The organism is Shimia abyssi, from assembly GCF_003014475.1.
Taxonomy (GTDB): domain Bacteria; phylum Pseudomonadota; class Alphaproteobacteria; order Rhodobacterales; family Rhodobacteraceae; genus Shimia; species Shimia abyssi.
Map to the genome: position 1 here is coordinate 345,226 of NZ_PYGJ01000001.1, position 25,778 is coordinate 371,003.

A 25,778-nucleotide genomic window follows, 5' to 3' on the forward strand; every position below is an offset into this window, starting at 1 on the left:
TGAGAATTACAGGTGCGGAGGTCGGGGGCAGCTTTATGCGCTGGACAACGCCAAGGCGCTGGCCGAGTTTATCGCGAGAATGCGGCGCCAAGATGCTGTGCAGGACCAGACCCAGGAGAGGCAGACATGTTTCAGGATTTCAACGTTTTGGCGCGCCCCGAGCAGGGCCCCGACCGTTTGACGGCGCTGCGCGGTGCAATGGCCGAACAGTCCCTTGACGGTTTTCTCGTTCCGCGCGCCGATGCGCATCAGGGCGAATATGTCGCCCCGCGTGACGACCGGCTTGCATGGCTGACCGGATTCACCGGTTCCGCCGGGTTTTGCGTGGTTCTGGGAGATGTCGCGGGCGTCTTTGTTGACGGGCGTTACCGCGTGCAAGTGCGTGATCAGGTTGCCGATTGCTTTACCCCAGTCGACTGGCCCGAGGTGAAACCCGGCGACTGGTTAATCGAACATCTCGGCGCGGGACGCGTTGGATTTGACCCGTGGTTGTATACCGTAGGTCAGATCCAAGAGCTGCGTCATGCGTTGGAAAAGCATGACATCGAACTGGTTGGCTGTGATAACCTCATCGATCAGATTTGGGAGGATCAGCCAGAGCCGCCCATGGCCCCGGTACACGCGCATCCAATTGATTTTTCCGGCGAAAGCCATAGTGACAAACGCGCGCGCCTGGCCGCTGAGCTGCATAGCGCCGGCCATCGCGCAGCCGTGCTCACCCTGCCTGACAGCATCGCGTGGCTGCTCAACATTCGTGGCAGAGACATTCCCCGCAATCCTTTGGCCCATGGGTTTGCAACGCTACATGAGGATGGTCGGGTGGATCTGTTTATGGCCAGTGCCAAGCTAGACGGTTTGGCCGAGCATCTAGGCCCGGACATTACGGTACGAGACCCGTCAGCATTCCTTGACCAGATTGCTACCCTTGGCGGGCCTGTACGGCTCGATAAATCCAGCGCGCCGGTTGCTGTTGAAACGGCATTGTTGGGGGCGCAGGTCGAGGTTGTCTTTGACAAAGACCCCTGCGCCCTGCCCAAGGCACGCAAGAATGCCGCCGAGGTGGCGGGTATGGTCGAGGCGCATCTGCGCGATGGCGCCGCTGTGACCAGCTTCCTCAATTGGTTTGACAGTAACGCCACCAGCGGCATCACCGAAATTGACGCTGTCACCCGGCTCGAAGAGTTTCGCCGCGCCAGCAACGCTTTGCTGGATGTCAGCTTTGAAACCATCGCGGGCTCTGGACCCAATGGCGCAATCATGCATTACCGCGTGACCGAAGAAACCAACCGCCCGTTGCAAGCGGGCGACCTGTTGGTTCTGGACAGCGGCGGACAATACCAGGACGGCACCACAGACATCACGCGCACTTTGCCAGTCGGTAAGGTTGGCGACGACGAACGCGCGGCCTTTACCCGTGTGCTGCAAGGCATGATCGCCATGTCGCGCCTACGCTGGCCCAAAGGGCTGGCAGGCAGCCATATCGAGGCGATTGGCCGCTGGCCGCTGTGGATGGCGGGGCAGGATTTTGACCATGGCCTGGGCCATGGCGTTGGGGCCTATTTGTGTGTGCACGAGGGGCCGCAGCGCCTGAGCCGGGTTAGTGACGTACCGCTGGAACCGGGCATGATCTTGTCCAACGAACCCGGCTATTACCGCCCCGGTGCCTTTGGCATCCGCATTGAGAACCTGATCGTTGTGGAGGAAGCCCCAGACATACCTGGCGGCGATAATCACCGCGACATGTTGCAATTCCGCACCTTGACTTATGCCCCGATTGACCGGCGTTTGATTAAAAAAGACATGCTGAGCGCGGATGAATGCGCCTGGATTGATGCGTATCACGCGACGTGTGGTCGCCTTTTGTCCGGCAAAGTGGATGAAAAGGTCGCATTGTGGTTGGATCGCGCGACACAACCGCTGTAAAAGAGCCGCTCTGGGGGGCGAGTGACATATTCATGTTACGCGCATCAGCGAGATGACAGGACGTACTGGAAGGGAAGCTATCATGACCACGCAGATTTCAATTCGCAAGGCACAGGGCAATTGGACCGTTCGCGCCGGAGGTGCTGTTCTGGGCGAAAGCGCAAACGCTTTGGAATTGGAAGAGGCTGGGTACGAGCCGACGATTTATTTCCCCCGCGATGATATTGCCATGGCTTTTCTCGACGACAACGGCACCAAAAGCCAATGTTCCAAGAAGGGCGAAGCCACGCATTATACTATCGTCACCAAGAGCCGCACTATCACCGACGCGGCCTGGAGTTATGAGGCCCCAAGCGAAGCGGCCGAGCGCCTCAAGAACTATATTGGCTTTAAGCCCAGTGAACTGGTGGCAGTAGAACGCGTCTGAGCACGTCGGATTTGGCCGGTTCAGCTATGCTCTTCGGCGGCTGTTTCGGCCAGCGCCCGGTTATAGGCGCGCAGCGCGTCCACATGAAACAAGGCGCCGCGCAGCTCTGGCTGCGCGTTTTCACCACCCAGAACAACCACCGGAACAAACGGCACCCCAGTCGCATCAAAGAGCGGCAGCGCGCTCTCTAACGTGGCGCTGGCGTCGATATATGTGCCCTCTCGGATCATCTCCCAGCAGCGTTCCTCTGGTGCGGCGCGCGCATCATCCATTTTGCGCATCACATCCCCTGCCCCGAACATACACAGCAGATAGGCTTGCGGGCCCGCAGCGACATGCACGTTGCGCCGCTCAAGCTGAGTCAGGAAAAATGACCGGTCGACAAGGCGTGAGCCGAGCGCGGTGGAAATTGACACCGACACCATCACCGCAAGCCCGGTCTGCCAGTCGCCGGTCAACTCAAACACGATCAGTGTGGTTGAAATTGGCGCGCCCAGAACGGCGGCAGCCACGGCACCCAGACCAGCAAGCGCGTACAGTGTCGTCGAGCCAGAAACTTCAGGGAAAATCGCCGTGGCGATCATGCCAAAGGCCAGCCCCGTCAGCGCACCAACCATCAACGAAGGCGAAAACACTCCGCCCCCCATGCGGCCGGCCATGGTAATCGACACCGCGATCACCTTGAGCACGGCAAAGACAATGGCTTCGTGCATCATCAACTGGCCCGTCAGCGCCGCCGAGGTGGTCTCATACCCCACCCCAATAATATGCGGGAACCAGATCGCCAGAATACCCAGCAACGCGCCGGATATGGCCGGGCGCAGCCAGCGTGGCATACGCAGTTCTTCCTGCACGTGATTGGCCATGTCCTCGGCCCAGAAAATCGTCCACATCAGGGCCACGGCGACCAGTCCGCATAAGCCGCCAAGGATCAGAAAGGCGGGCAGTTCCTGATAAAACGCCAGCGCCGAGGCGGTCGGCAAGTGAAATTCGGTCACATCGCCAAACTCGAGCCGGTTGATTACAGTTCCCGCCACGCTGGCGATCACGATGGGGGCAAAGGCGTGCACCGCAAAGTGGCGCAACACCACCTCTAGCGCGAACAGGGCCCCGGCAATGGGAGCATTGAACGAGGCCGAGACAGCCGCGGCTACAGCGCAGCCCAGCAAGTCGCGCCCGGTGATGCCATCCGCCTTGATACGGTCGCTGACCCAGCTGGAAATCACCCCGGCCATGTGCACGACCGGCCCCTCGCGGCCGGTGGAGCCGCCCGAGCTGAGCGTGATCAATGAGGCAAAGGCAGACGCAATCCCCGCCCGCTTCTCGACACGACCTTCGTGCAAGGCTGCGCCTTCGATCACATCGGCCACTGATCGCACCCGCCCATCCGGGGTGAAATTGTGCAGGATCAAACCGACAATCAGCCCGCCCACGGTGGGAATGATCAGCAACATGTACCATGGCAAGGTATTGGCAAAGCTGTGCAACACAGAGAGATCTTCGGCGCCGTAAAGCGTGGCCTGTAGCCAGTCGATGCCCTTGCGAAAGAACAGCGCCGCAAATCCGGCGGCAATCCCGATCAAAAGGGCGATCAGCCAGAACTGAAACTGGCTTGGCCCCCGATCGACCAACACCTTCCAGCCCCCTTTACAGGTGGTGGCAGCGTCCTTGACGCTTTCTGCCAGGAAAGAACCAACCGATTTTGCCATGCCGTCCCAACGGTCTGAGGTGTGAATCCGATGTAGAGTGCTTTGCGCGGAAAGGCAAAGCGTTCGGTGGGGATCGCACAGATTTTTAAGGGGCCTTGCCCCTCTGTCCGCCCGCTGGGCGACCATTCACCCCAGGGTATTGGGGAACATTGAGAAATAAGAGGCTTGGTGACTTAAGAAACCAGCTTAGCCCATCAGGGCGCGCGCGGCGGCGCGGGCCTCGTTTGTGATGCTGTCGCCAGATAGCATACGCGCGATTTCGTCGATCCGGTCATCCGGCGCTAGTGGCACCACTTCGCTCAGTGTCTGGCCATCCGCCACGTGTTTTTGCACCCGCCAGTGATGCGTGCCCAACGCGGCCACCTGGGGCGAGTGTGTCACGACCAGAACCTGACCTTCTGCCGCCAACGATGCCAATCGTCGCCCTACGGCATCGGCGGTTGCGCCACCCACACCGCGATCGATCTCGTCAAAGATCATAGTCAATCCACCCACATCCTGTGTCAGACATACTTTGAGCGCGAGGAGAAAACGGCTGAGTTCGCCGCCTGAGGCGATTTTACCCAAGGGACCGGCAGGTGCGCCGGGGTTTGTGGCCACCATGAATTCGACCTGATCAATCCCGTCTGGTCCGGCCTCTGTCGGCGTGAGATGAGTGGCAAATACAGCGCGTTCCATCTTGAGCGGTGCAAGTTCGGCCATGACCGCGCGATCCAGATCACCCGCAGCGGCAGCGCGCTGCGCGCTCAGGGTCTTGGCTGCGGCGTCATATGCGGCGTCAGCGGCTGCTGATGTTTCTTTCAGGGAGGCGATATTTCCAGCGCCCGCATCCAGCGCCGCAAGCCGGGCGCGCAGATCGGCGGCAAATTCGCCCAACGCATCAGCGGCCACGCCATGTTTGCGCGCCATGGCGCGAATGGCAAAGAGCCGCTCCTCGACCATCTCAAGCTCATGCGGATTAAACTCCAGCGCATCAAGGCTGCCTTCGATTCCAGCAACCGCATCCCCCAACTCGTTCATCGCGCGTTCCAGGGCCGCGAGCGGTGCTTCGAGCAGTTTTCCGGTGTCGTCCAGCGCATCCTCAAGCCAGCGCAGCGCATCGCCCATTGCGCGCTCTGCGCCATCGCCGCCCAAGGCCGCATGGGCGCGGGAGACGTTCTCGCGCACCTTTTCAGCACCCTGCATCATGCGACGGCGTGCATCCAGCTCGGCCTCTTCACCGCTCTGGGGATCGAGACTGTCAAGTTCGCCCACCGCGTGCCGCAAAAAATCTTCTTCTTCGCGCACGGCTTGCAACGCCGCCTGCGCCTCGGCCACGGCTTTGCGTGCCTTGGACGCCGCCGCCCATGTCTGGCGCACAGCCGCGCGCGCCGCACCGGTGTCGGCGTAGATATCAAGCAAGTCCCTGTGCCCGCGCGGATTGAGCAGCCCGCGGTCATCATGTTGCCCGTGCAGCTCGATCAACGTCTCGGATAGTTGACGCAGCACCTCGCCGGAACAGCGCCGGTCATTGACCCATGCGGTTTTGCGCCCATCGCTGCGATTGACACGGCGCAGGACCAGCTCTTCGCCCCCGGGCAGGCCCGCTTCTTCCAGAATGGCATGGGCCGGATGGCCCTCGGGCAGATCAAATTCGGCAACCACCTCGCCCTGCTCGGCCCCGGCGCGCACCAATTCGGCGCGACCCCGCCAGCCCAGCACAAATCCCAGACTGTCCAACAGGATCGATTTGCCCGCGCCAGTTTCCCCGGTCAGCACATTCAGACCCGGCTGGAAGCCAAGCTCCAGCCGGTCGATAATCAGCATATCCCTGATATCAAGTGCGCGCAGCATTTGACCCGTCCCCCGCGACCGCGCGCAACGCTACAGCCACTGGCCCTTGATTGTTTGGCGATAAACATCCGACAACCAGTTGTCGCCCTCGACCTTCAGCTTGAGTCCCTGCGACGTCAACAGCTTGTAACTGTCTTCGTACCAATCCGTGGATTGGAAGTTGTGGCCCAGAATGGCGCCCGCCGTCTGTGCCTCGGCAATCAAACCAAGCGACAGATACGCCTCGACCAAACGGTGCAGGGCTTCGGCGGTGTGGGTGGTGGTCTGGAAATCTTCGACCACCACGCGGAACCGCTTGATCGCGGCGGCGTAATGATCGCGGCGCAGATAGTAGCGGCCGATCTCCATTTCCTTGCTGGCAAGGTGGTCAAAGGCCAGATCGAATTTTAGCACCGCAGACCGCGCATATTCACTGTCCGGGTAAATTTCGATCACCTTACGCAGTTCTTGCAACGCCTGAAACGTCAGACCCTGATCGCGCCCGACCTCGTCGATTTGGTCATAATAGCTGAGCGCCAGCAGATATTGCGCATAGGCTGCATCTTCGTCTGCTGGGTAAAAATCGATATAGCGCTGCGCGGCTGCGCGGCTTTCGGGGTACAGCTTGGCCTGATGATAGCTGAACGCTTGCATGATCACAGACCGCTTGGCCAGTTCCGCATAGGGGTAAAGCCGCTCAATCTCGGAAAAGAAAAACGCAGCATCCGCGCCCTTGTTCCGACTCAGCTCAAATTCGCCGCGCTCAAAGATCTGCTCAGCGGAGAATGTCTCCATCGGAATGGAGCCGCGTCGCACCTTGTCAGCTGTGGACCCTCCACAGGCTGAAACTGCAACAATCGCCAGAACCGACCCGACCAACCGAACCCGCGCTCCGATGCCTGCCATGCTGCTTAACCTCTTCGTCACTGGCGAACGCACGCCGCCCTTTCACAAGCTGTTAACACAGAATTTTGCGGTGCAAAACGTCTTTGCGAAGAATTGATACCTCTGCTCAGGCGACAGCGGGAAATTCCGCCATGTGCACGCCTGCACCGGGCAAACGCGCGGCCATAGCAGGGGAGCATTCAACAAAGCGCCATGCGGTTGGATCCGCAAACAGCGTCCGCAACAATTCGTTGGTCAACGAGTGCCCGGCCCGGTCGCCGCAATAGCGGCCCAGAATCGGTGCCCCCGCCAGTGCAAGATCCCCCAGCGCGTCCAGCATCTTGTGGCGCACAGGCTCATCCGAATGCCGCAACCCGCCCGGGCTCAGCACCCTATCGCCGTCAAACACAACCGCGTTTTCTGCCAGATCACCGCCCAGGGCCAAACCATTGGCGCGCATCGCATCAACATCAGATTTGCGACAGAACGTGCGGCTGTCGCACAGTTCGCGTACAAAACTGCCGTTCGCCATGTTCAGACCTTTAGTCTGCTGGCCAATCGCCTCATCAACAAAGTCGATGTGAAAATCGATGCGCAGCTCATCCGCCGGGGTCAGCTTGGCATGTGCGTCACCGCGCGTGACAGAAACAGGTTTCAGAATTTCGATCGCGCGCACCGGAACACCTTGCTGGATCATGCCAGTCTTGAGAATGGCATGCACAAATGCCGCCGCGCTTCCGTCCAGGATTGGCACTTCGGGGCCGTCAATTTCGATCAGGGCATTGTGCACACCACAACCCGAGAGCGCCGCCATCAAATGCTCGATTGTCGAAACAGTCACGCCAGACGTATTGACGATGCGGGTACACAGGGCGGTCTGTTCAACCATGTCCCAGCGCGCCGGGATCATCGCATCCCCAAGAAGCTTGTCGGTGCGTTTGAACCAGATACCGTAATCGGCAGATGCCGGGTGAATGGTCATGTGCACCTGCGCCCCAGAGTGGAGGCCGGTTCCGACAAAACGAAGTGGTGTTTTTAACGTTGCTTGCACGTGTATCCCCAAATGGCGCAGCGCACCCCATTGCGCCGCATCCTTGACCTAGTCGCTCAGTTCGTCTTGCTCAACTCAATCTTTGTAACGGTCTGAAACATGCCTGAAACAAATCGGCAAAACACCGCCGCCACGCATTTAAGTCATTGATCATAAAAAGAAAAGAGCCGCGATATTCGCGGCCCTTTATGACATTTTTTATTGTGTTTTTTAGTTGGCTTGACGGCGCAGGAATGCGGGGATTTCGATCCGCTCCTGATCTTCGTCCGCAACCGGGTCTGCTTCATGTGTCTGAACCATCGGTTGTTGACGCGCCTGAGCCGCGCCACCCGGCACACTTTCGGCACCATGCCCGGTCATCCGGTTGATTAGCGAGTTTATACCAAACCGGGCTTTCTCTTCCGCTGGTGGCTGAGCAACGGCCGGGCGGGCGGGTGCCGCCGCTGGCGCTTTGTCTACCGCCGCCTTGAGGCGCTCGATCATTTGCGGTGTTGGTGTGCCGGCGGCAGGCCGCTGAGGCGCAACAAAATCCTGCGGCTCTTCGGCTTCTTCGACCAGTTCCGGTTCGAACGATGCGGCCGGTGCAGGCTGGTAGGCCGGTGGTGGAAGGTCGTCGTCTGACACAGCGGGTTCAAACGCGGGAACACCGTTTGGCTGCTCAAAGATGTCTTCCATCTGGTCTTGCGCTGCCGCTTCCTGAGCGTCGATATCGGCAAACAGGGACGGTTCTTGTGCATTGCGTGCAACATAAACCGGCTGCTCTTCCTCGACAGGTGCTTCTGCGGCAACTTCCGCTGCCGGTGCTTCCTGTGCGACCTGCTGCGTCAGCGGCTCTTTCATCGAGCGGCGCGGGATTGGCATCGGAGATGTCGCTTCTGCGGCGTCGATCCCAGTGGCAACCACAGACACACGCATTCCGCCTTCCAGCGAATTGTCCAGTGTCGAGCCGACGATGATGTTCGCGTCTGCGTCCACCTCTTCGCGGATGCGGTTGGCCGCTTCGTCCAGTTCGAACAGGGTGAGGTCGTGGCCGCCGGTGATGTTGATCAGAACACCCTTGGCGCCGCGCAGGCTGATTTCGTCCAGCAGCGGATTGGCAATTGCCTTTTCTGCTGCCTGAACCGCGCGATCTTCGCCCTCGGACTCGCCGGTGCCCATCATCGCTTTGCCCATCTCGTCCATCACGGCGCGTACATCGGCAAAATCGAGGTTGATCAAACCGGGACGAACCATCAGGTCAGTCACACCTTTGACGCCTTGGTACAGCACGTCATCGGCCAGGCTGAAGGCTTCGGTAAAGGTGGTTTTTTCGTTCGCAAGACGGAACAGGTTCTGGTTGGGAATGATGATCAGCGTATCGACCATCTTCTGAAGGCTTTCGACGCCCTCTTCCGCCTGACGCATCCGCTTGGCGCCTTCGAACTGGAACGGTTTGGTCACAACACCTACGGTCAGCACACCCAATTCACGCGCTGCCTGCGCAATGATGGGTGCCGCACCGGTGCCGGTGCCCCCGCCCATACCGGCGGTGATGAAACACATGTGCGCACCTGCAAGGTGATCCACAATCTGCTCGATGCTTTCTTCCGCGGCGGCGGCACCAACAGTTGCGCGCGCCCCAGCGCCCAACCCTTCGGTGACTTTCACGCCCAGCTGAATGCGGTTTTGCGCATCGCTTTGCTGCAACGCCTGCGCGTCGGTATTGGCCACAACGAAATCAACGCCGTCCAGCTCTTTCTGGATCATGTTGTTGACTGCGTTGCCACCGGCCCCACCAACACCGAACACGGTGATACGAGGTTTCAGATCCGCCTCATCGGGCACTGTCAGGTTCAATGTCATAGAACTGTCCGCCTGTTGTTATACCCGCATTTGCGGGGGTTATTTTGCCTACTCACGCTCATTATTACCGATGCTTTAGGGAATCGTCATCCAAAAAAGCGGAAAAAACCACAAAATATGGCTGAATCTAGGCGACCATTAGCAGTATCTTGCCGGAATCCGCATATTTTGCGGCTTTCAGCATAACCGACACAAGCAAGAGCGGGGGCGCAGCCGCGATACCGCGGGCGACTCAAACCTTGACGTCTCATATATTGATGACCACTGCTCGGTCATGCCGTCGGGCCTCTACTGGGCCTTGAGAGTATTGTGCGACCTATCCGCCGCGTGCGCAAGTCGGTAATTCAGCTGGTCGGTGCATTTTCACACGCGATCTGGCGCTCTGAAATCTCGCCGACATAGTGTGTTTCAGGGTTCAGCAAGCGATCTGTGCGCACAAATAACTGTTCACCGTCCCGAAACGGCACCCAACAGTTTTCTTCGGCGTTGGGATAGCCGTCATAGTGAAAACAGATCTTGCGGTCATCTGTAACGATCTTGCCGTAAACACAGTCGCCGCCAACCGGTTTCCACACCGACAGATCACGCCTTAGAAACTGTTCGATCCCAACAAGGTTTTCGGTGCCCAGCAGGTAAAAGTTCAGCGTCTTGCCGGTCGCCCGATCCAAAAACGTGTCGGGCGAAATCATGGTCTGCGCTGACGCAGCCCCTCCGCCGGTCAACAGAACGATCGCGAGCGCACGACACCACGGCATAACACTTACCAGTTGTCCTTGAACCACCGCACCGCCCGGCGCAGCGAGCGCACAGGGTAACGTTCGACCGGCAGTTCAAAGTCCCACCACTCATCCTGAGGATGGGTCGCAAATAGGCACATGCCAACCGCACTGGCAAACCCCGGCCCGGTCGCGGCCTGTGGCAACCCATGCACTCGCATCGGGCGACCCAGCCGAACCTGCTGACCCAGAATTTTTGAGGCCAACCCGTCCAGACCTGGTATCTGACTGCCCGCACCGGTCAGAACAATCTGCTGGCTGGGCAAATGGTCAAACCCGGCGGCGTCCAGACGCGCGCGCACCTCTTCGAGGATCTCTTCGACCCGTGGACGCATAATCCCGATCAGCTCGGCTCGGCTGACGGTGCGCCGATCGTGTTCCCAGTCGCCCGTGTCGCCTTCCAGCTCGATCATCTCGCGATCATCCATGCCTGTGGCGACAACGCCACCATAGAATGTCTTGATGCGTTCGGCGGTGGGCATTGGCACCTGCAACCCCATCGAGATATCACCAGTGACGTGATCCCCCCCCATGCGCACAGCATCGGCATAGATCATGTGTTTCTTCATAAAGATCGAAAGCGCGGTCGCCCCGCCGCCCATGTCGATACAGGCCGCACCCAGCTCTTGTTCATCCTCGACCAAGGCCGACAGGCCCGACACATAAGAAGAGGACGCAATCCCGGCCAGCTCCAGATCACAACGCTTAACGCAATAGGCGAGGTTCTGCACCGCAGCCTCGTCAATGGTCAGCATATGCATGTCAGTGGTCAGGGTCTGTCCCATCTGCCCGCGCGGATCAGAGAGGCCCGAGCGGTGATCAAGCGCAAAATTCACCGGCTGCGCGTGCAGCACTTCGCGCTGCATCCCAAAATCAGGCACATCACAGGCGGACAGCACACGTGCAACGTCCTGTTCCGTGACCACGTGTCCTTCAAGATCAATACTGCCATCCAAGCCATACGAGCGCGGCTCGGCCCCTGCGAAACAGGCGATGACGTGATCGACCCGGATCTTGGCCATTTTCTGCGCTGCCTGCACAGCGGTGCGAATGGCGCGTTCGGTTTCTTGCATGGCGTTGATCTCGCCAAACCGCACCCCGCGCGATCGGGTGGTCGCCGCACCAATCACGCGAAACCCGCTTTGGCCTGCCATCGGGCCAACACCGTCGGTTTCCGCCAGCCGGTCCGTGCCATCAAAGCGCAGCACAAGGCAGGCGATTTTTGAACTACCAACGTCCAGCACCGCAACAACACCACGCTGCATGGCCGCTTTGCGCATGTTACGCATGGCACGCTGAGATTCATAAAGCTCAATCATTACTGCCCATTCCCCACTGAAATCTGGCTAATGCGCCACCATTCTTCGACGGCTGCCTCGGCCAACCGGATGGTGGGCCGTGCTGCCAGTCGCATATCGACGACTAATAAATTCCGCTCGAGCATGTCCTGCACTTCGTTGAGTGCAATCACCCGCTCAAACGCCTGCACCGCGCCGTATTCCGGCAGCAAAATGCGTTGATCATTGTCCAGAACCACGTCCCAGCGCCGATGCCCCACGCGCACCAACCCGCGAAGGCGCGGTGCCAGCGGGCCCGCAGCCGCATAAAGGCGCATGGCCTCGCTCACATGACGTTCGGCCCCTGCCCCCGCCATCAGCGGCAACTCAGGATGCAAACCGCGCGCGCGCGCCGGTCCGGTGACGTATCCATCGCGATCCACCAACGCCAGACCGTCATAAGTGCGCCACAGGATCACCGGATCCCGTTCGGTTACAACAATCTGCAACAACCCACCCGGTTTGACCCGCACCGATGCCTTGGCAATGGCGGGCAGTTCGGTGACACGCCTTTGAATAGCATCCAGATCAAGGTCAAACGAGCTGGCCGGGAAATCCAGCGGCATGATCTCGCGGATATCTTCAGCAATGCCCTTGGACGCGCCGTCAATTGCCATCGCACTGACCATGAATTCAGGTCGCGTCGCAATCTCGGTGCGCAAGTCGTTATAGACCATCAACAGCCGGTCGCGCCGGTCCTGATCCGACAACCACACCAAAGTTGCCGCTGCGACCACGGTGAATGGCAATACCACCCGCAGGAACAAACGGAACAGCGGCGTCAGCAATAGCCGTTCAAGACGATAGGCCCAACGGGATGGGGCTGGATCATTGCGCGCGTCTACCGGTTGCATGATGCGTCCTCCACCATCCATGCACAGAACTGCGCAAAGGTCAGGCCACAATGCTGGGCTTGTTCAGGCGCCAGCGACGTTGGCGCCATGCCGGGCTGTGTGTTTGTCTCAAGAATAATCAAACCCGCAACGCCGCGTGTGTCATCCCAACGGAAATCGGTTCGGCTCACACCACGACACCCCAACGCCTTGTGGGCGCGCACGGCATAATCCATGCAGGCGTCATAGACGTCTTGGGGCACATCGGCGGGCACCACGTGGCGCGATCCGCCCGGTGCGTATTTCGCGTGATAATCATACCAGCCGTCGGTGATAATATCCGTCACGGTCAGCGCCAGATCGCCCATGACTGTCGTCGTCAACTCGCGACCAGGCGCATAGGTCTCGACCATCACATGCTCGGGCATATCCTCGGACAGCTTGGGCGGACCATTTGCTGCCTCGTGCACGATATAAATCCCAACCGACGACCCTTCGTTGTTGGGCTTAACCACGTAAGGCGGCGTCATCACATGGTCGGCGACCACCTCTGATTTGGGGCGCAGCACACTCTGCACCACTGGCAGTCCAGCGGCGCGGAACACCGCTTTTGAGCGTTGCTTATCCATCGCCATCGCCGAGGCCAGGACCCCGGAATGCGTATAGGGAATGCCCAGCCATTCCAGCATACCCTGCACACAGCCGTCTTCGCCCCAGCGACCATGCAAGGCGTTGAATACCACGTCTGGCTTAATCTCGGACAGGCGCGCACAAAGGTCGTGCCCGGCATCGACCTCTACCACTTCATATCCTGCTTCCCGCAGTGCGGCCGCGCAATCACGCCCCGATGCCAACGACACCTCGCGCTCAGCCGAGGGGCCGCCCATCAATACCGCCACTTTGGGGTTTGCCCTGCTCGACATAACCCGCTGTGCCTCAATGTCCCGGACCGTTTCGGTCCTTATTTTTGTTCTTTTTCCGGCTTTTAGCTCTGCCAGGCCGGGATTTATTCAGCGGTCGTTTTATGTATTTTTTCGCCGACGCGCTTGATTTCCCACTCTAGCTCTATTCCGCTGTTTTGGAAAACCCTTTTTCGCACCTCTTCGCCCAGATTTTCCAAATCTGCGGCGGTTGCGCCACCTGTGTTGATCATGAAATTGGCGTGCATGTCGCTCATCATCGCGCCACCAACCCGTGCGCCGCGCATACCAGCCTCATCAATCAGCTTCCACGCCTTCAGGTCATGAACATCATCCGCCCGCCCGGTTGACGAGAAACCGGCAGGGTTTCGAAATGTGCTTCCGGCGGTGCGGTCCTTGGTTGGCTGGGTCGCATTGCGTTTCGCCAACTGCGTCTCCATCCGCGTCGCCAGCTCTTCTGCGTCCCCCATTGGCCCCTCAAACACCGCCTCAACCAGCACCCAGCCCTCTGGCAACTGGCTCTGGCGGTACTGAAACTGCAAATCTTCTGCCGTCAGCGTGACAATCTCACCGTCGCGCGTCACCGCTGTCGCTTCGACAAACACATCCGCCACATAGGTGCCATAACAGCCCGCATTCATACGGATTGCCCCGCCCACCGCGCCGGGAATGGTGCGCAAAAAGGTCAGATCGACCCCCGCCTGCCCCGCTTTGCGCGCCACATGTGCGTCCAGCGCACCAACACCGGCACGCACCCGGTTACCATTAACCTCAATCCCGTTGAAACCACGCCCCATGCGGATCACCACAGCGCGCAGGCCGCCATCCCGTACGATCAGATTGCTGCCAACCCCCATGGGAAATACCGCCACATCGTCGGGCAGGTTCCGCAGAAACGTCGCCAGATCATCCACATCCGCCGGCTGAAACAACCAATCCGCAGGCCCGCCCACACGCAACCAGGTCAACCCGTCCAAAGGCTTGTTCGCGGCCAGCATCCCGCGAGTTTCAGGCATGGTGGTCATAAAACGGCTCCTGATCCATCGTTTTGGCCCTTATGGCCGAAGCGAGAGATGAGGGGAAGATGGCTTGAGCCAGCACTTGGATCAGCCGTTCAGCAACGTTCTCCTGATCACGTCCCAAAGCGCATAGAGCCCCTTGGCCTGCTTAAACGCTTTCAACACACCTTCGACAATAGCCGACAGCGTCCCCGCGTTCTGTCTGGCGCGCGCGGCATACAGAGATAACGACACTGTCAACAACGCAAACCGATAGTTCAGTTCCCGCTGCAGACTGTCCTGCACCTCTCCACTGGCTTGCCCATGCGCGCGCAAAGTTCGCTCGATCTCGTCGCATATCGCTTTCAGGACGGCAATGCCTTCCTCATCCAACGGGGTCACGACCTCTTTATTGCGCTGCTCTTGCAAGTCCTGCACCGCATGCCGCAATTCGTTGAGATACTCCCACGCGTTTGTGTCGGCCTCAAGTTCCAACTCTTCAAGCGGAGCGAAACGCAGCAAAGTGGCCCCAAAATGCGTGCGTACCAGATTTGCCAACCCATCGACGACACCATCCAAAGATACCGACAAGAGGGAACCAAACTCTTTTCGGGTTTGCGCGTCCAACGACGCCTCTTGCAGGAAATGGCCGTATTTGACCACCTTCCCAACGTTCAGGCGGTTCATTTGCCTAGCCTTAGAAAACTCGACACTCACCGCATCCAGATAAGTACGCACATACCCCGCCCCCTGAACCGCGCGCCCTTGCCTTTCCAATGACATGCTGAGGAGATCGATGTCCTCACATAGGTCTTCGGCGTCCTCCAAAAAGGTCGCAAGCCGCACGGTATCCTCAAGAAACTTCAAATCCTGAGCAAAAGGCTCCATCCGCATGAGACGCTGGACGGTATCAAACTTGAAATCTGACAGGGACGCTTGCAAGAGATTTTCAGCAATCAAAAGCTCTGCAGGGTCAGCTTTCGGCAGGGTCTTGTAGGTCTGCCAAATCTCCCGGATCCGCGGATTGACCACGTCCGGCCCCTGATCCCAGAAATCAGGATCAATCAGCGCAATCTCGCTCAGCATCTCCAGCGTGCGCTCTGGTTTACCCAGCATCGGCACGCCGCCCAGCTCCGCCTGATACCATGCGATCCAAAAGGTCCAGTTGGCTTGGTCTTTGGTGGTTCGCGCGCCACCGGCCTGCACAATTGCATCCCACAGACGACGAAACGGCGAAGCGCTATCATGCCATAGGGGGCGCGCGCTCAAGGTGCCCCCAGCGGCCAGGCCCTCAGCATCGCGCCGCACGCAGTCCCAGAAAAGCCTTTTGGCGGAGGCGTCGGAGGCGGCGGCGAAGAAGGCGGCGGCGTCGGCGGCGACGGCGAAGGAGGCGGCGTCGGCGGCGAAGGAGGCGGCGGAGGCGGAGACGTCGAAGGAGGCGTCGGCGGCGGCGAAGGAGGCGGCGTCGGCGGCGAAGGAGGCGGCGGAGGCGGAGACGTCGAAGGAGGCGTCGGCGGCGGCGAAAGAGGCATCCTTGATATCCGGGGTTGGCGTTTTACAAGCAACCCCGGATATCATCACTGCGCGCAGCAGTGGCAAAGCTGTCAAATCACGTGCCTGCGCATCGTCGTCTGTCAGACACCAATGCCAGTATAGGGGCAATACCCGTGACGCGGCGCGCTGGGCAATGGCCACAGTCACGTGCTGCGACTGGCCTTTGAGCCAAGCCTCAAGGCTTTTACGATCCTGAATATCCGCAATCTCAACCATGCGGGCACCCTGCCGCAAACGTCCGACGCTGTCTAGCGTCAGATGTGCCTCAACCCACCCGCGCGCGGATCCAGCGCCAGAGGTACAGAACCGGCCAGCGCATCACCCATGCAGCCATCAACAAGATCAGCAGCGCCATCCAAATTCCGTTCTGAACCGCCACTCCAATCAGGATCGGCACGCCAATCGCGATCATCACATAGGCAAAGGTCCACAAGTGATCTTTTGACGGAAACATCGCCCTCAGATTTGCCACCAACAACCAGATCAACGCCAATGTCAGCGATAAGGTCATTCCACTACCTCGTTGTTTTCAAAACCGCGTGCGCGGCGATAGAAATAGACAAGGGGTCTGCGAAACATCGAGAGAAACCCCAACAGCGCAACCACAGCTAGCCCCGGACCGTGCATCCACCAGATCACGCCGATCAACACCGGTGCCATCACCAATAGCCCCACCCCCGGCACATATTGAGACCGCATCGGCAACATCGCAACACCGACCGCCGCCAGCACCCAGAAACACGCCAGTATCAAGATCCAGCTCATCGGCTCCGGCACCCCATGCGCGTTTTCATATGTCCCTTAAGACGCAATTCTGCCTCCGGAGGCTTACGCCAGCAGTTTGGGCAGATTATTGGCCCATGCACTAATTGTCCCGGCCCCAAGACAGACCACAATATCACCCGGCTTAGCCTCGGCGCGCACCATGGCAACCAGATCTTCTTCGTGATCAATTGCCAAGGCATGGCGGTGCCCGTGTGCAACCAGCCCGGCGACCAAATCATCCCGGCTCGCCCCTTCAATCGGGTCTTCTCCTGCGGCAAACACCTCGGCAATGCCGATGACATCGGCCTCATTAAAACAGGAACAAAAATCCTCAAACAACGACGAAAGCCGGGTAAACCGGTGCGGCTGATGCACAGCAATCACCCGCCCTTCACCTTCACCGATCGCCTGGCGCGCCGCCTTGAGCACGGCTGCAATCTCAACTGGATGGTGCCCATAATCGTCAATCACCGGTACGCCGCCATTGACCTCACCCACCTTGGTAAAGCGCCGATTAACACCGCCAAAGCTGGCCAAAGCGTCTCGGATCTCATCCAGCTTCATCCCAAGATGCCGCGCAATCGCCACGGCAGAGAGAGCGTTAGACACATTGTGATCCCCCGGCATCGGCAGCGTACAACCCTCGATCACCTTTTCTTCGCCCTGCAATGCAACGTCAAAATGCGCGACACCCGCCTTGTAGCTCAGGTTCACCGCCCGCACATCAGCCTGCGCATTAAACCCAAACGTCACCACGCGACGGTCGGTGATTTTGCCCACTAGCGTTTGCACATCCGGATCGTCGGTGCAGCACACGGCTAATCCATAAAACGGGATGTTCGACACAAACTCCAGAAATCCGCGATGCAGGTTTTCCTCCGTACCCCAGTGCTCCATATGCTCGGGGTCGATATTGGTGACAATCGCGATCGTCGCAGGAAGCCGGTTGAACGTGCCATCGGACTCGTCCGCCTCAACCACCATCCATTCGCCATCCCCGACCCGTGCATTGCTGTCATAGGCGTGAATGATCCCACCGTTCACCACCGTCGGATCAAACTTGCCATGATCCAAAAGGGCCGCAACCATCGTTGTCGTGGTCGTTTTGCCGTGCGTTCCGGCCACTGCGATGTTGGACTTGAGCCGCATCAGCTCGGCCAGCATCTCTGCCCGCCGCACCACCGGCAGCCCCCTCCGGCGTGCCTCGTCCAGCTCGGGATTGCCCGGCTTGATCGCAGACGAAATCACCACAACTTCGGCATTCTCAAGGTTTTCTGCCCGCTGCCCCAAGAACAGTGTCGCGCCCCGCGCAACCAAGCGGTCGGTGATCTTGCTCGCCTTTAGGTCCGATCCCTGCACAACATAGCCATGGTTCAGCAAAACCTCGGCAATACCGGACATACCGATACCACCAATGCCAACAAAGTGGATGGGGCCCACATCACCGGGCAGTTTGGTTGCAGCGTTCATCGTATCACTCTTCCTTGCTTGCCAGCATTTCCACCAGCGCCACCAATTGCTCGGTGGCGTCAGGCATGCCCACCGACAACGCGGCCCGCGCCATCTGGGCGGCCCCGTCCGGGTTGGCAAGAATGCTTGTCATCTGTTGCGCCAGCGTCTCCACCGACAATTTGCTCTCCGGGATCAGGATGGCAGCGCCCGCATCCACCAACCCGCGCGCATTGGCGGTCTGGTGATCCGCCGTTGCTGCCGCAAACGGGATCAGGATCGAAGGCCGCCCAATCACGCTGATATCCGCCACGCTGGACGCACCTGACCGCGAGATCACCAGCTGCGCTTCGCTCATCCTTGCAGGTACATCCTGAAAGAACGGCTGCACATCCGCCGCAATTCCAGCCTCGTTGTAGAACGCCGTGACCCGGTCAAAATCCTCGTCACGTGCCTGATGGCTGACCCGGATATTGCGCCGAATGCCTTCGGGCAGCGCGGCAATAGCACCGGGCACCGTGTCACTCAGAACCCGCGCCCCTTGCGAGCCGCCAATCACCAAAACCGACATCGGATAATCACCGGGCGGAATATAACCCGACCCGGCCCGCTCCAACACGGCGCCACGTACCGGATTGCCAGTATGCACACCCTCGACACCCTCGGGCAACGCCGTCGGCCACGTACCGCAGGCCACCGCATCCACACGCTTGGCGAACTTTTCGTTCACACGCCCCAGTACACCGTTCTGTTCATGGATCATCCGCGGCAGTTTCATCAGATAGGCCGCGCCAATGGCCGGAATGCTCGGATAACCACCAAAGCCTACCACCACTTCCGGACGCTCGCGGCGAAACTTCATCATGGTCGATATCACGCCGCCCAAGATGCGGAACGGCGCCGCCAGCTTGGCCAAAGCCCCGCCCCGCGCAAAGGTCGCGCTGGCAACCTCTTCAATCTCAACAGTATGCGGAAACCCGCCCGTATAGCGCGCACCGCGCGCATCGGTGCTCAGTTTCACACGCCACCCTTTGCGCAGCATGACCTCGGCCAAAGCCTGCGCCGGAAACATGTGCCCTCCGGTGCCGCCTGCCGCGATCACCAGAACCGGCTGTCTTGTCATCTCACATGTCCCCGTAGAATCTCACCGATCTCGCCTTGAGGCCGGGTGCGGGTAAACGCCAAAAGCATGCCAACTGCAATCCCCCCTGCGATCAACGAAGAACCGCCATAGCTCACAAACGGTAAGGTCATGCCTTTGGAGGGTAAAAGCCGCACCGCGACCCCCATATTGACCATGGCCTGTACGCCAAAGATCGACACAAGGCCGGTGCCCGCCAGTCGGATAAACGCGTCGCGCTCCCGCATCAGCCGGAAATAGCTGCGCAGCACAATCGTGGCATAAAGCGCGATGATGCACATCACCAGGATCAACCCGTATTCCTCGGCCGCCACCGAAATTATGAAATCTGTATGCGCATCCGGCAGGCTCCATTTCACCTGACCCTCACCCACACCAACCCCAAACAAACCACCCTCTCGGATCGCATTGGTGGCATAGCCAATCTGGGTCGTTGGGTCGAGCGACCGGTCTAGAAAACCGTCAATGCGCCGGGCAAAATGCTCCGAATTTGAATAAGCCAACTGCGCCGCCGGATAGATCGAGAACAGAATGCCCCCGATCAAAATCATCGACGCGCCGCTGACAAAATACATCACGCTCCAGCCAAACAGGATCAGGCAAGCCTGCCCAAAATCCGGCTGCAACGCCAACATCACAACAATCGTGATCATCAACAAAAACGACCACATCCGCCCCGGAGGTCCGTTAATCTCTTCATTTGCCGCCATCAACCACGCGGCCACCACGACAAATCCAGGTTTGAGAAACTCTGACGGCTGGATTGATCCAAACCCCAGCGAATACCACCGCATCGCACCCTTGCCAAAGTCAGTGCCAAAAAACGGCAACATCATTGTCGCCAACAGTGTGACAATGAACCCAATCACGGCCAGTCGGCGCACCAACTGCGGCGACATCATCGAGGTCAGCACCATCGCCACCATCGCCGCACCACCAAAAATCGCCTGTTTCTTAACGTAATAAAACGGCTCAAACCCGTTCTTGGCTGCCAGCGGCGGCGACGCCGCCAGCCCCAACAGAATACCAACACCAAACAGCAGCAAAATGGACGTCATTGTCCACTTGTCCACCGTCGTCCACCACTTGGGAAGAACCGGTTCACGCTCCCTTGAAGGAAGCGCGCCATACACCATTTCTGTCATCGGAATCCGCCGATCTTTGCCTCAAACCGCCCGGTTATCCGGGTCTCGTCAGGCAAAGACTAACACTGAACGAATCATTTGGAAAGCATCGCGCGCCGCCATCGGCAAATTCCCCCTACACCGCAGTTTTGCACAGTCCCACTGCCTTCATCTTGCTCAAAGTACTTTGGGGGAGTCGTCGCTCTGCGGCGACGAGGGCAAAGCCCCCTACTATCGCTGGCGTTCCGCCAACATTTCGAACACCGCCTTGTGCAAACAACACTCCGGAGCACACGGCTGCCCCGGCGCCTGCCTCGCTAACCACGCCTGACAATCCGATACCCATAGGCACGCCCGGCATCGTGTCACCAATGCGGAATAATCTGCTGCGCTCAAATCACCTTCGGCCATCGCTTCACTAAGCGACACACCCATCGTGCGCGCGACGCTCCGGGTCAGCCAAAAATGGGTGCCAGCATCCCCCAACGCTTGTACTTGCGTCATTTTGTGCCCTCGTCCAAAACATCCTTAAGACGCTGAAACCTGTCGTGATTTTCACAATCCTGCGGAATATCCTGATCATGCTCACCCGCATGGCGCGCCAACCAACGCTGGCACCCTTTGGTCCAATCACACCCGCGACAGGCCGTGATCATCTCTGCCCAGTCTGCCTGTGTGATCTCGGCGCGCGCCATGGCCGTCACAAGATCCGTATCCGTGATCCGCGCCATGCGTTGTGCAAGCCAGAAATGGGTATTGCTGTCGCCCAGCGGTTTCATTTTACCGCCTTGCTCAGCCGCCTTAACATGTCACGGTTTCGGCAAAACTCTGGCGGGCCCGCGTCCTGACCACCTGCATCCTGCAGCCAGCTCTCGCAGACATCTGGTTTTGAACACGCCATGCAACGAGTCACGCCAATACCAATGCAGTCAACCGGGATCGCACCAGCTATGGCAGCTTCCTGCAAATCAACGCCGCTCTTGCGCGCGGCATTGTCAAACAGGCCAGCGTGGCGGCGAGCTTTGATAAGATCAAACATGAGATGGCCTCCCCGGCCTTGTTGACTGACAAGCGTCACTCTAGCAGCCGGGAACCGACCCGCCCTTGACCTGCATCAATCCAGCGCGTCGAGATACGCTCTCACACAATCCTGAACGCGACGAAAACGGTCCCCGCCCAGCTTGGTTCCTCCATACCACCGTGTGACAACAATCAGATGATCGCGCAGCCCTTCGCGCTCAAGCATCCGCACAATGACCATGCCTGCGCCACTTTCACCATCATCCCCCTTGAGCGGGGTTCCGTCCGCCAAAAGCATTCCCCAGGTATTATGCGTCGCCTTTGCAAATTTACGCTCGCGCTTGAGCTCTTTCAAAAAGGCATCCGCCCCTTTGCGCCCATCCACAGGCGCGCCGGAAACCGCGTATTTTGACCCGCGATCGGACACCACGTTCTTAAGCTGCAACATCAGATCAGAGCTTTGCCGCCGTCTCACGCACGATCTTTTGACGTGCCCGGTTGGGTGGGTGGGTGCCTAGAAATTGATCTCCCGGATCGGGAATACGGTTAAAGAACTCAGCGCCGCGCACCGGGTTGTATCCCGCTTTATGCGCAATAACGGTGCCCAACGCATCTGCCTCCAACTCGTAATTTTTCGAGAATGACCGCGCACCAATATCGGCCCCGACATTGACCGCCATGTCGATCGCTTCGCCATTTCCCCCTGCCAGACCTACCAGAATGGCCCCCAGTGCGGCGCCGGCAAAGGCGTCTTGTTGTTGACGGGTCAAATGCCCACGCACATGATGCGCGGCCTCGTGCCCCATGACAAAGGCCAGCTCATCCGTATTTCCCGCCTGCGCAATCAGGGCCGTGGTAAAGACGATCAGCGGCCGACCTGTTTTGTTCACGGTTTGATAGGCATTCGGCGGCAGTTCGGTGCGTGTATCCACGGAAATGTCGAAATTGCAATTGGTGCCCAACTGTGTGCGCTGACGGCATTCGCGCTCAGCAACGGGTTCGACTCGCGCCTTGACCGAGGCGATCCGCCGCGTCGCTTCGGCGTGGCTGATGTTCTTGGTTTTGGACTGCGCCACCGGGGCTGTCTGCTGCGGCGCGTTGGTGCTTGCTGTTTCACAGCCTGCAAATACCAAAAATATGGGCAATACCAACCAACGCATAGCCAACCTCTCTCTCACTCATCTCAAATTTAGTGACCTCTCCGCCAAGTTTCCAGCGCGAAGTGCTTGCGCCCGCGACACCGCACGTTACTCTGGAGGTATGTTCAGTATCGAGCACGAATTTGACGCCACTGTTGTCACCCTTGTTGATGAGGGCGCTGCGCCCCTGGGCGAAGATGTGGTCATTCACCTTTTCGAAGATTGCATCACCATCGAACAATATGATGCACGTACAGACAGCACTCAGAAAATAACATTGTCCAATAATCAGGCCCAAGACCTGGCCGCGGCTCTGGACTTGCCGGAAGGGGTCTACATGCTGAAACGCGAAGACACATAGGCGCGAACATACCCGAAATCCTCCCGCCCCTTTTTAACGCAGCAAGCTGCGCTTCAAAAGCGTTGGGCGTGGCTCAGCAAAGCTGAGCCTGTTGGGGCCAGCCCCCTAATTTCCCAAAGTGAAATTCACCCCCGGGGTATTTTGCAACATCGAGAAGGGGCGAAGAAAGCCTGAAAAGGCTTGAGGAGCGCACCAACTTTTGAGCGATTTACAACAGGTGGTCGACCTGCTTTCCTGTCGCGGCGCAAAACAGGAGATAACGCAACATGGCAACCGGATTTTTCTGGGATGAACGCTGTTTCTGGCATTCGGGCGGAAACTATGCGCTCACCTTACCTGTCGGCGATCTGGTTCAGCCGCTCGCATCGGGTGGCCTGCCGGAAAGCCCTGAAACCAAGCGGCGGCTAAAGAACCTGATGGATGTCACCGGGTTGAGTCGCGATCTGATCTTGCGCAGCGCGGATTCCGCGACCACCCAAGAGCTGGAGCGCGTACACCCGCGCTCCTTTTTGCGAGAGTTCAAAGAAATTTCTGACCAAGGCGGCGGCGATATGGGGCTGCGGACGCCATTTGGCAAGGGTGGCTATGAAGTCGCAGCCCTGTCAGCGGGACTTGCAACCGAAGCTGTGCGCGCGGTGCTGAAGGGCGAGGTACAAAACGCCTATGCACTATCGCGCCCACCGGGTCATCACTGTCTGCCTGACTGGCCCAACGGGTTTTGCCTTATGGCCAATATAGCGATCGCCGCCGAAGCCGCGCTGGCCGAAAACAGAGCCAAACGGATCGCTGTCATCGACTGGGATGTGCATCATGGCAACGGCACCGAAGCGATCTTTTATGATCGCGACGATGTTCTGACCGTCTCCTTGCATCAAGAGCACAATTATCCGCTCGACACAGGCGACACTGCAGATCGGGGCCAAGATGACGGCCTGGGTTACAATATCAACATCCCTCTGCCACCGGGCTGTGGGCATGTCGCCTATCTCGATGCAATGTCGCGCATTGTCCTGCCTGCGTTGGAGGATTTTAAGCCGGACCTGATCGTGATTGCGTGCGGCTTTGACGCCGCCGCCTTTGATCCATTATCGCGCATGATGGCCACCGCCGACACGTTCCGCCAGTTGACGCGGCACGTCATGGCGGCTGCGAAGCGGCTCTGCGATGGGCGCCTTGTGATGGTGCACGAGGGTGGCTATTCAGAGGCCTATGTCCCCTTTTGTGGACACGCGGTGCTCGAAGAGATGTCCGGCTCTGCCCACGTCGCGCCAGACCCGATGGCTGACACTCTGGCCAAGCGTCAACCAAGCGCGCGCTTTGATGCATTTACCCATGACCTCATCGGGGAAATGGCCGCGTTCTTTGCAACCCCACCGGAAAAAGGTTGAAATTTCCCGCCCAGGCCACGACATCAGCCTCACGATATTGACAGGATACATTTATGCCATCACCCAACCCCGAGGCGCTGGAGTTTCTCCTCAACCGACGGTCGCGCCCTGCAAAAACGTTGACCACGCCGATTCCCACACGCGAACAGCTTGCGCCGATCCTGCGCGCTGCATTACGCAGCCCGGATCATGGCAAGCTGGAACCGTGGCGATTGATTGTGTTGGAACAGCCCGCGCTACAACGCCTTGCTGCACTTGCGCAAAGGCGAGGTGAAGAAATTGGCATTGAAGCCGAGAAAATCGCAAAGGCACATGACCAGTTTGCGCGGGCGGACTTGGCCGTCGCGGTCATAGAGGCTCCTGTTATCGCGGAGAAAATCCCTGCCGTTGAGCAAACTTACTCTTCTGGTGCCGTCTGTCTGCAATTGCTAAACGCAGCATTGGCGTCTGGGTGGGGGGCAAATTGGCTCTCGGGTTGGGCCAGTCATGACCGCGCCTTTGTCACAACAGGCCTTGGCCTTGCCCCGCACGAGCGGATCGCCGGGTTCATCCATATCGGCACCGAACGCACCGCACCGCCAGAACGCCCCCGCCCCACGCTAGAGGACAAGGTCACATGGGTCTCACAGTAACCATTTCATCCTTTTTCAAAGCGCTCGGTCAAATGGGCGATCCGCGCTTTCGTCGTGTGCTGTTGCTCGGCGTCGGGCTGACTTTTGCACTGTTAGTTGCGGCCTATGTCGGGCTGCTTGCCTTTCTCAACTGGATTGGCGCCGCCGCGTTTGTTCAGGAACTGATTGGCGAAGTACGCTGGTTGCCTGATCTGATCACCTGGACATCGTTTTTCCTGATGATCATCCTGTCGGTCTTTCTTATGGTACCGGTCGCCTCGGCTATCACTTCGATGTTTCTGGACGAGGTCGCACAGGCCGTCGAAGATCGTCATTATCCCAACTTGCCTTCGGTCGCTCCTGTACCCTTCTCGGACGCGCTGCGCGATACGCTCAGCTTTCTTGGTTTGCTGATTTTGGCCAACATCCTCGCACTTGTGATCTATGCGTTTTTCCCACCGTTCGCGCTGTTTATCTTTTGGGCCATGAATGGATTCTTGCTAGGCCGGGAGTACTTTCAGCTGGCCGCAATGCGCCGTGTCGGACGCGAAGGCGCCAAGGCGTTGCGTCGCAAGCATATCGGTACGATCTGGCTAGCGGGCATCCTAATGGCCATGCCGCTCTCGATCCCGCTGATCAATCTATTCATTCCAATCATTGGCGCGGCTACGTTCACGCATCTGTTTCACGCATTGGAACGCTAAGGCGCTTTG

27 protein-coding genes are annotated in these 25,778 nt (G+C 58.8%); 6 read left to right on the plus strand and 21 right to left on the minus strand.

Annotation, left to right across the window (positions count from 1 at the left end; genetic code table 11):
• The first annotated feature begins 126 nt into the window (after positions 1–126).
• Positions 127–1,923: an aminopeptidase P family protein gene (locus CLV88_RS01700; RefSeq protein ID WP_106606633.1), complete on the plus strand. Its 1,797-nt coding sequence runs from the start codon at positions 127–129 to the stop codon at positions 1,921–1,923.
• A gap of 82 nt (positions 1,924–2,005) precedes the next feature.
• A complete protein-coding gene (locus CLV88_RS01705; RefSeq protein ID WP_106606634.1) occupies positions 2,006–2,350 on the plus strand; it encodes a DUF427 domain-containing protein in 345 nt (114 codons plus the stop codon).
• Between the two features lie 20 nt (positions 2,351–2,370).
• Here the strand turns inward: CLV88_RS01705 and CLV88_RS01710 are convergent, their stop codons facing one another.
• The 21 genes from CLV88_RS01710 to CLV88_RS01815 all read right to left on the minus strand — a co-directional run bounded on the left by CLV88_RS01710 (position 2,371) and on the right by CLV88_RS01815 (position 22,726).
• Positions 2,371–4,059 carry a chloride channel protein gene (locus CLV88_RS01710; protein WP_106606635.1) on the minus strand — a complete coding sequence of 563 codons (1,689 nt, stop codon included), beginning with the start codon at positions 4,057–4,059 and terminating at the stop codon, positions 2,371–2,373.
• A 186-nt stretch (positions 4,060–4,245) separates the two neighbouring features.
• The gene (gene recN, locus CLV88_RS01715) at positions 4,246–5,892 is read right to left on the minus strand and encodes a DNA repair protein RecN (protein ID WP_106606636.1); all 1,647 of its coding nucleotides are present in this window, start codon (positions 5,890–5,892) and stop codon (positions 4,246–4,248) included.
• A 30-nt stretch (positions 5,893–5,922) separates the two neighbouring features.
• Positions 5,923–6,777: an outer membrane protein assembly factor BamD gene (locus CLV88_RS01720; protein WP_106606637.1), complete on the minus strand. Its 855-nt coding sequence runs from the start codon at positions 6,775–6,777 to the stop codon at positions 5,923–5,925.
• Positions 6,778–6,883: 106 nt separating this feature from the next.
• Positions 6,884–7,807 (minus strand): UDP-3-O-acyl-N-acetylglucosamine deacetylase, encoded by a 924-nt coding sequence (gene lpxC / locus CLV88_RS01725; RefSeq protein ID WP_106606638.1) that lies wholly within the window; start codon positions 7,805–7,807, stop codon positions 6,884–6,886.
• A gap of 210 nt (positions 7,808–8,017) precedes the next feature.
• Positions 8,018–9,649 carry a cell division protein FtsZ gene (gene ftsZ, locus CLV88_RS01730; RefSeq protein WP_106606639.1) on the minus strand — a complete coding sequence of 544 codons (1,632 nt, stop codon included), beginning with the start codon at positions 9,647–9,649 and terminating at the stop codon, positions 8,018–8,020.
• A 344-nt stretch (positions 9,650–9,993) separates the two neighbouring features.
• Positions 9,994–10,431: a hypothetical protein gene (locus CLV88_RS01735; RefSeq protein WP_243403535.1), complete on the minus strand. Its 438-nt coding sequence runs from the start codon at positions 10,429–10,431 to the stop codon at positions 9,994–9,996.
• Positions 10,410–11,744 (minus strand): cell division protein FtsA, encoded by a 1,335-nt coding sequence (gene ftsA / locus CLV88_RS01740; protein WP_106606641.1) that lies wholly within the window; start codon positions 11,742–11,744, stop codon positions 10,410–10,412. The genes CLV88_RS01735 and ftsA overlap by 22 nt, the downstream gene beginning before the upstream one ends.
• Positions 11,744–12,616, minus strand: coding sequence for a cell division protein FtsQ/DivIB (locus CLV88_RS01745; protein WP_106606642.1), 873 nt, complete (start codon positions 12,614–12,616; stop codon positions 11,744–11,746). The genes ftsA and CLV88_RS01745 overlap by 1 nt, the downstream gene beginning before the upstream one ends.
• Complete coding sequence (locus tag CLV88_RS01750) at positions 12,604–13,518, minus strand: D-alanine--D-alanine ligase (protein ID WP_106606643.1); 915 nt, start codon at positions 13,516–13,518, stop codon at positions 12,604–12,606. The genes CLV88_RS01745 and CLV88_RS01750 overlap by 13 nt, the downstream gene beginning before the upstream one ends.
• A gap of 83 nt (positions 13,519–13,601) precedes the next feature.
• Entirely contained in the window at positions 13,602–14,540 is a 939-nt protein-coding gene (gene murB / locus CLV88_RS01755; RefSeq protein WP_106606644.1) for a UDP-N-acetylmuramate dehydrogenase, read from the minus strand.
• Between the two features lie 81 nt (positions 14,541–14,621).
• A complete protein-coding gene (locus CLV88_RS23140) occupies positions 14,622–16,283 on the minus strand; it encodes a hypothetical protein (protein WP_207797002.1) in 1,662 nt (553 codons plus the stop codon).
• Positions 16,284–16,332: 49 nt separating this feature from the next.
• On the minus strand, positions 16,333–16,578 hold the full coding sequence (locus tag CLV88_RS01770) for a DUF2484 family protein (RefSeq protein WP_106606646.1): 246 nt from the start codon (positions 16,576–16,578) through the stop codon (positions 16,333–16,335).
• Entirely contained in the window at positions 16,575–16,832 is a 258-nt protein-coding gene (locus CLV88_RS01775; RefSeq protein ID WP_106606647.1) for a DUF2484 family protein, read from the minus strand. The genes CLV88_RS01770 and CLV88_RS01775 overlap by 4 nt, the downstream gene beginning before the upstream one ends.
• A 63-nt stretch (positions 16,833–16,895) precedes the next feature.
• Positions 16,896–18,302: a UDP-N-acetylmuramate--L-alanine ligase gene (murC, locus tag CLV88_RS01780; protein ID WP_106606648.1), complete on the minus strand. Its 1,407-nt coding sequence runs from the start codon at positions 18,300–18,302 to the stop codon at positions 16,896–16,898.
• 4 nt (positions 18,303–18,306) lie between these two features.
• The gene (locus CLV88_RS01785; protein WP_106606649.1) at positions 18,307–19,404 is read right to left on the minus strand and encodes a UDP-N-acetylglucosamine--N-acetylmuramyl-(pentapeptide) pyrophosphoryl-undecaprenol N-acetylglucosamine transferase; all 1,098 of its coding nucleotides are present in this window, start codon (positions 19,402–19,404) and stop codon (positions 18,307–18,309) included.
• Entirely contained in the window at positions 19,401–20,567 is a 1,167-nt protein-coding gene (locus CLV88_RS01790; RefSeq protein ID WP_106606650.1) for a peptidoglycan glycosyltransferase FtsW, read from the minus strand. The genes CLV88_RS01785 and CLV88_RS01790 overlap by 4 nt, the downstream gene beginning before the upstream one ends.
• A gap of 210 nt (positions 20,568–20,777) precedes the next feature.
• Positions 20,778–21,050 carry a DUF6455 family protein gene (locus tag CLV88_RS01795; protein ID WP_106606651.1) on the minus strand — a complete coding sequence of 91 codons (273 nt, stop codon included), beginning with the start codon at positions 21,048–21,050 and terminating at the stop codon, positions 20,778–20,780.
• The gene (locus tag CLV88_RS01800) at positions 21,047–21,325 is read right to left on the minus strand and encodes a DUF6455 family protein (protein ID WP_106606652.1); all 279 of its coding nucleotides are present in this window, start codon (positions 21,323–21,325) and stop codon (positions 21,047–21,049) included. Before CLV88_RS01800 ends, CLV88_RS01795 begins: the two co-directional genes overlap by 4 nt.
• Complete coding sequence (locus CLV88_RS01805; RefSeq protein WP_106606653.1) at positions 21,322–21,585, minus strand: DUF6455 family protein; 264 nt, start codon at positions 21,583–21,585, stop codon at positions 21,322–21,324. Before CLV88_RS01805 ends, CLV88_RS01800 begins: the two co-directional genes overlap by 4 nt.
• Positions 21,586–21,660: 75 nt before the next feature.
• Positions 21,661–22,014 (minus strand): YigZ family protein, encoded by a 354-nt coding sequence (locus CLV88_RS01810; RefSeq protein WP_106606654.1) that lies wholly within the window; start codon positions 22,012–22,014, stop codon positions 21,661–21,663.
• A gap of 4 nt (positions 22,015–22,018) precedes the next feature.
• On the minus strand, positions 22,019–22,726 hold the full coding sequence (locus CLV88_RS01815) for a M48 family metalloprotease (RefSeq protein ID WP_106606655.1): 708 nt from the start codon (positions 22,724–22,726) through the stop codon (positions 22,019–22,021).
• Positions 22,727–22,826: 100 nt separating this feature from the next.
• Between CLV88_RS01815 and CLV88_RS01820 the strand changes: the two genes are divergently transcribed.
• The 4 genes from CLV88_RS01820 (at position 22,827) to CLV88_RS01835 (ending at position 25,769) form a co-directional block, all read left to right on the plus strand.
• Complete coding sequence (locus CLV88_RS01820; RefSeq protein WP_106606656.1) at positions 22,827–23,066, plus strand: hypothetical protein; 240 nt, start codon at positions 22,827–22,829, stop codon at positions 23,064–23,066.
• A 266-nt stretch (positions 23,067–23,332) separates the two neighbouring features.
• Positions 23,333–24,454, plus strand: a complete 1,122-nt coding sequence (locus CLV88_RS01825; RefSeq protein WP_106606657.1) for a class II histone deacetylase — start codon at positions 23,333–23,335, stop codon at positions 24,452–24,454.
• 53 nt (positions 24,455–24,507) lie between these two features.
• The gene (locus CLV88_RS01830; protein ID WP_106606658.1) at positions 24,508–25,086 is read left to right on the plus strand and encodes a nitroreductase family protein; all 579 of its coding nucleotides are present in this window, start codon (positions 24,508–24,510) and stop codon (positions 25,084–25,086) included.
• Complete coding sequence (locus tag CLV88_RS01835; protein WP_106606659.1) at positions 25,071–25,769, plus strand: EI24 domain-containing protein; 699 nt, start codon at positions 25,071–25,073, stop codon at positions 25,767–25,769. Before CLV88_RS01830 ends, CLV88_RS01835 begins: the two co-directional genes overlap by 16 nt.
• Positions 25,770–25,778 lie beyond the last annotated feature (9 nt).

What these genes read in the sequence shown, in the direction of transcription:
- CLV88_RS01700 (WP_106606633.1), top strand. Translation starts at nt 127, where the DNA reads ATGTTTCAGGATTTCAACGTTTTGGCGCGCCCCGAGCAGGGCCCCGAC.
- CLV88_RS01705 (WP_106606634.1), top strand. Translation starts at nt 2,006, where the DNA reads ATGACCACGCAGATTTCAATTCGCAAGGCACAGGGCAATTGGACCGTT.
- CLV88_RS01710 (WP_106606635.1), bottom strand. Translation starts at nt 4,059, where the DNA reads ATGGCAAAATCGGTTGGTTCTTTCCTGGCAGAAAGCGTCAAGGACGCT.
- recN (WP_106606636.1), bottom strand. Translation starts at nt 5,892, where the DNA reads ATGCTGCGCGCACTTGATATCAGGGATATGCTGATTATCGACCGGCTG.
- CLV88_RS01720 (WP_106606637.1), bottom strand. Translation starts at nt 6,777, where the DNA reads ATGGCAGGCATCGGAGCGCGGGTTCGGTTGGTCGGGTCGGTTCTGGCG.
- ftsZ (WP_106606639.1), bottom strand. Translation starts at nt 9,649, where the DNA reads ATGACATTGAACCTGACAGTGCCCGATGAGGCGGATCTGAAACCTCGT.
- ftsA (WP_106606641.1), bottom strand. Translation starts at nt 11,744, where the DNA reads ATGATTGAGCTTTATGAATCTCAGCGTGCCATGCGTAACATGCGCAAA.
- CLV88_RS01745 (WP_106606642.1), bottom strand. Translation starts at nt 12,616, where the DNA reads ATGCAACCGGTAGACGCGCGCAATGATCCAGCCCCATCCCGTTGGGCC.
- CLV88_RS01750 (WP_106606643.1), bottom strand. Translation starts at nt 13,518, where the DNA reads ATGTCGAGCAGGGCAAACCCCAAAGTGGCGGTATTGATGGGCGGCCCC.
- murB (WP_106606644.1), bottom strand. Translation starts at nt 14,540, where the DNA reads ATGACCACCATGCCTGAAACTCGCGGGATGCTGGCCGCGAACAAGCCT.
- CLV88_RS23140 (WP_207797002.1), bottom strand. Translation starts at nt 16,283, where the DNA reads ATGGTTGAGATTGCGGATATTCAGGATCGTAAAAGCCTTGAGGCTTGG.
- CLV88_RS01770 (WP_106606646.1), bottom strand. Translation starts at nt 16,578, where the DNA reads ATGACCTTATCGCTGACATTGGCGTTGATCTGGTTGTTGGTGGCAAAT.
- CLV88_RS01775 (WP_106606647.1), bottom strand. Translation starts at nt 16,832, where the DNA reads ATGAGCTGGATCTTGATACTGGCGTGTTTCTGGGTGCTGGCGGCGGTC.
- murC (WP_106606648.1), bottom strand. Translation starts at nt 18,302, where the DNA reads ATGAACGCTGCAACCAAACTGCCCGGTGATGTGGGCCCCATCCACTTT.
- CLV88_RS01785 (WP_106606649.1), bottom strand. Translation starts at nt 19,404, where the DNA reads ATGACAAGACAGCCGGTTCTGGTGATCGCGGCAGGCGGCACCGGAGGG.
- CLV88_RS01790 (WP_106606650.1), bottom strand. Translation starts at nt 20,567, where the DNA reads ATGACAGAAATGGTGTATGGCGCGCTTCCTTCAAGGGAGCGTGAACCG.
- CLV88_RS01795 (WP_106606651.1), bottom strand. Translation starts at nt 21,050, where the DNA reads ATGACGCAAGTACAAGCGTTGGGGGATGCTGGCACCCATTTTTGGCTG.
- CLV88_RS01800 (WP_106606652.1), bottom strand. Translation starts at nt 21,325, where the DNA reads ATGAAACCGCTGGGCGACAGCAATACCCATTTCTGGCTTGCACAACGC.
- CLV88_RS01805 (WP_106606653.1), bottom strand. Translation starts at nt 21,585, where the DNA reads ATGTTTGATCTTATCAAAGCTCGCCGCCACGCTGGCCTGTTTGACAAT.
- CLV88_RS01810 (WP_106606654.1), bottom strand. Translation starts at nt 22,014, where the DNA reads ATGTTGCAGCTTAAGAACGTGGTGTCCGATCGCGGGTCAAAATACGCG.
- CLV88_RS01815 (WP_106606655.1), bottom strand. Translation starts at nt 22,726, where the DNA reads ATGCGTTGGTTGGTATTGCCCATATTTTTGGTATTTGCAGGCTGTGAA.
- CLV88_RS01820 (WP_106606656.1), top strand. Translation starts at nt 22,827, where the DNA reads ATGTTCAGTATCGAGCACGAATTTGACGCCACTGTTGTCACCCTTGTT.
- CLV88_RS01825 (WP_106606657.1), top strand. Translation starts at nt 23,333, where the DNA reads ATGGCAACCGGATTTTTCTGGGATGAACGCTGTTTCTGGCATTCGGGC.
- CLV88_RS01830 (WP_106606658.1), top strand. Translation starts at nt 24,508, where the DNA reads ATGCCATCACCCAACCCCGAGGCGCTGGAGTTTCTCCTCAACCGACGG.
- CLV88_RS01835 (WP_106606659.1), top strand. Translation starts at nt 25,071, where the DNA reads ATGGGTCTCACAGTAACCATTTCATCCTTTTTCAAAGCGCTCGGTCAA.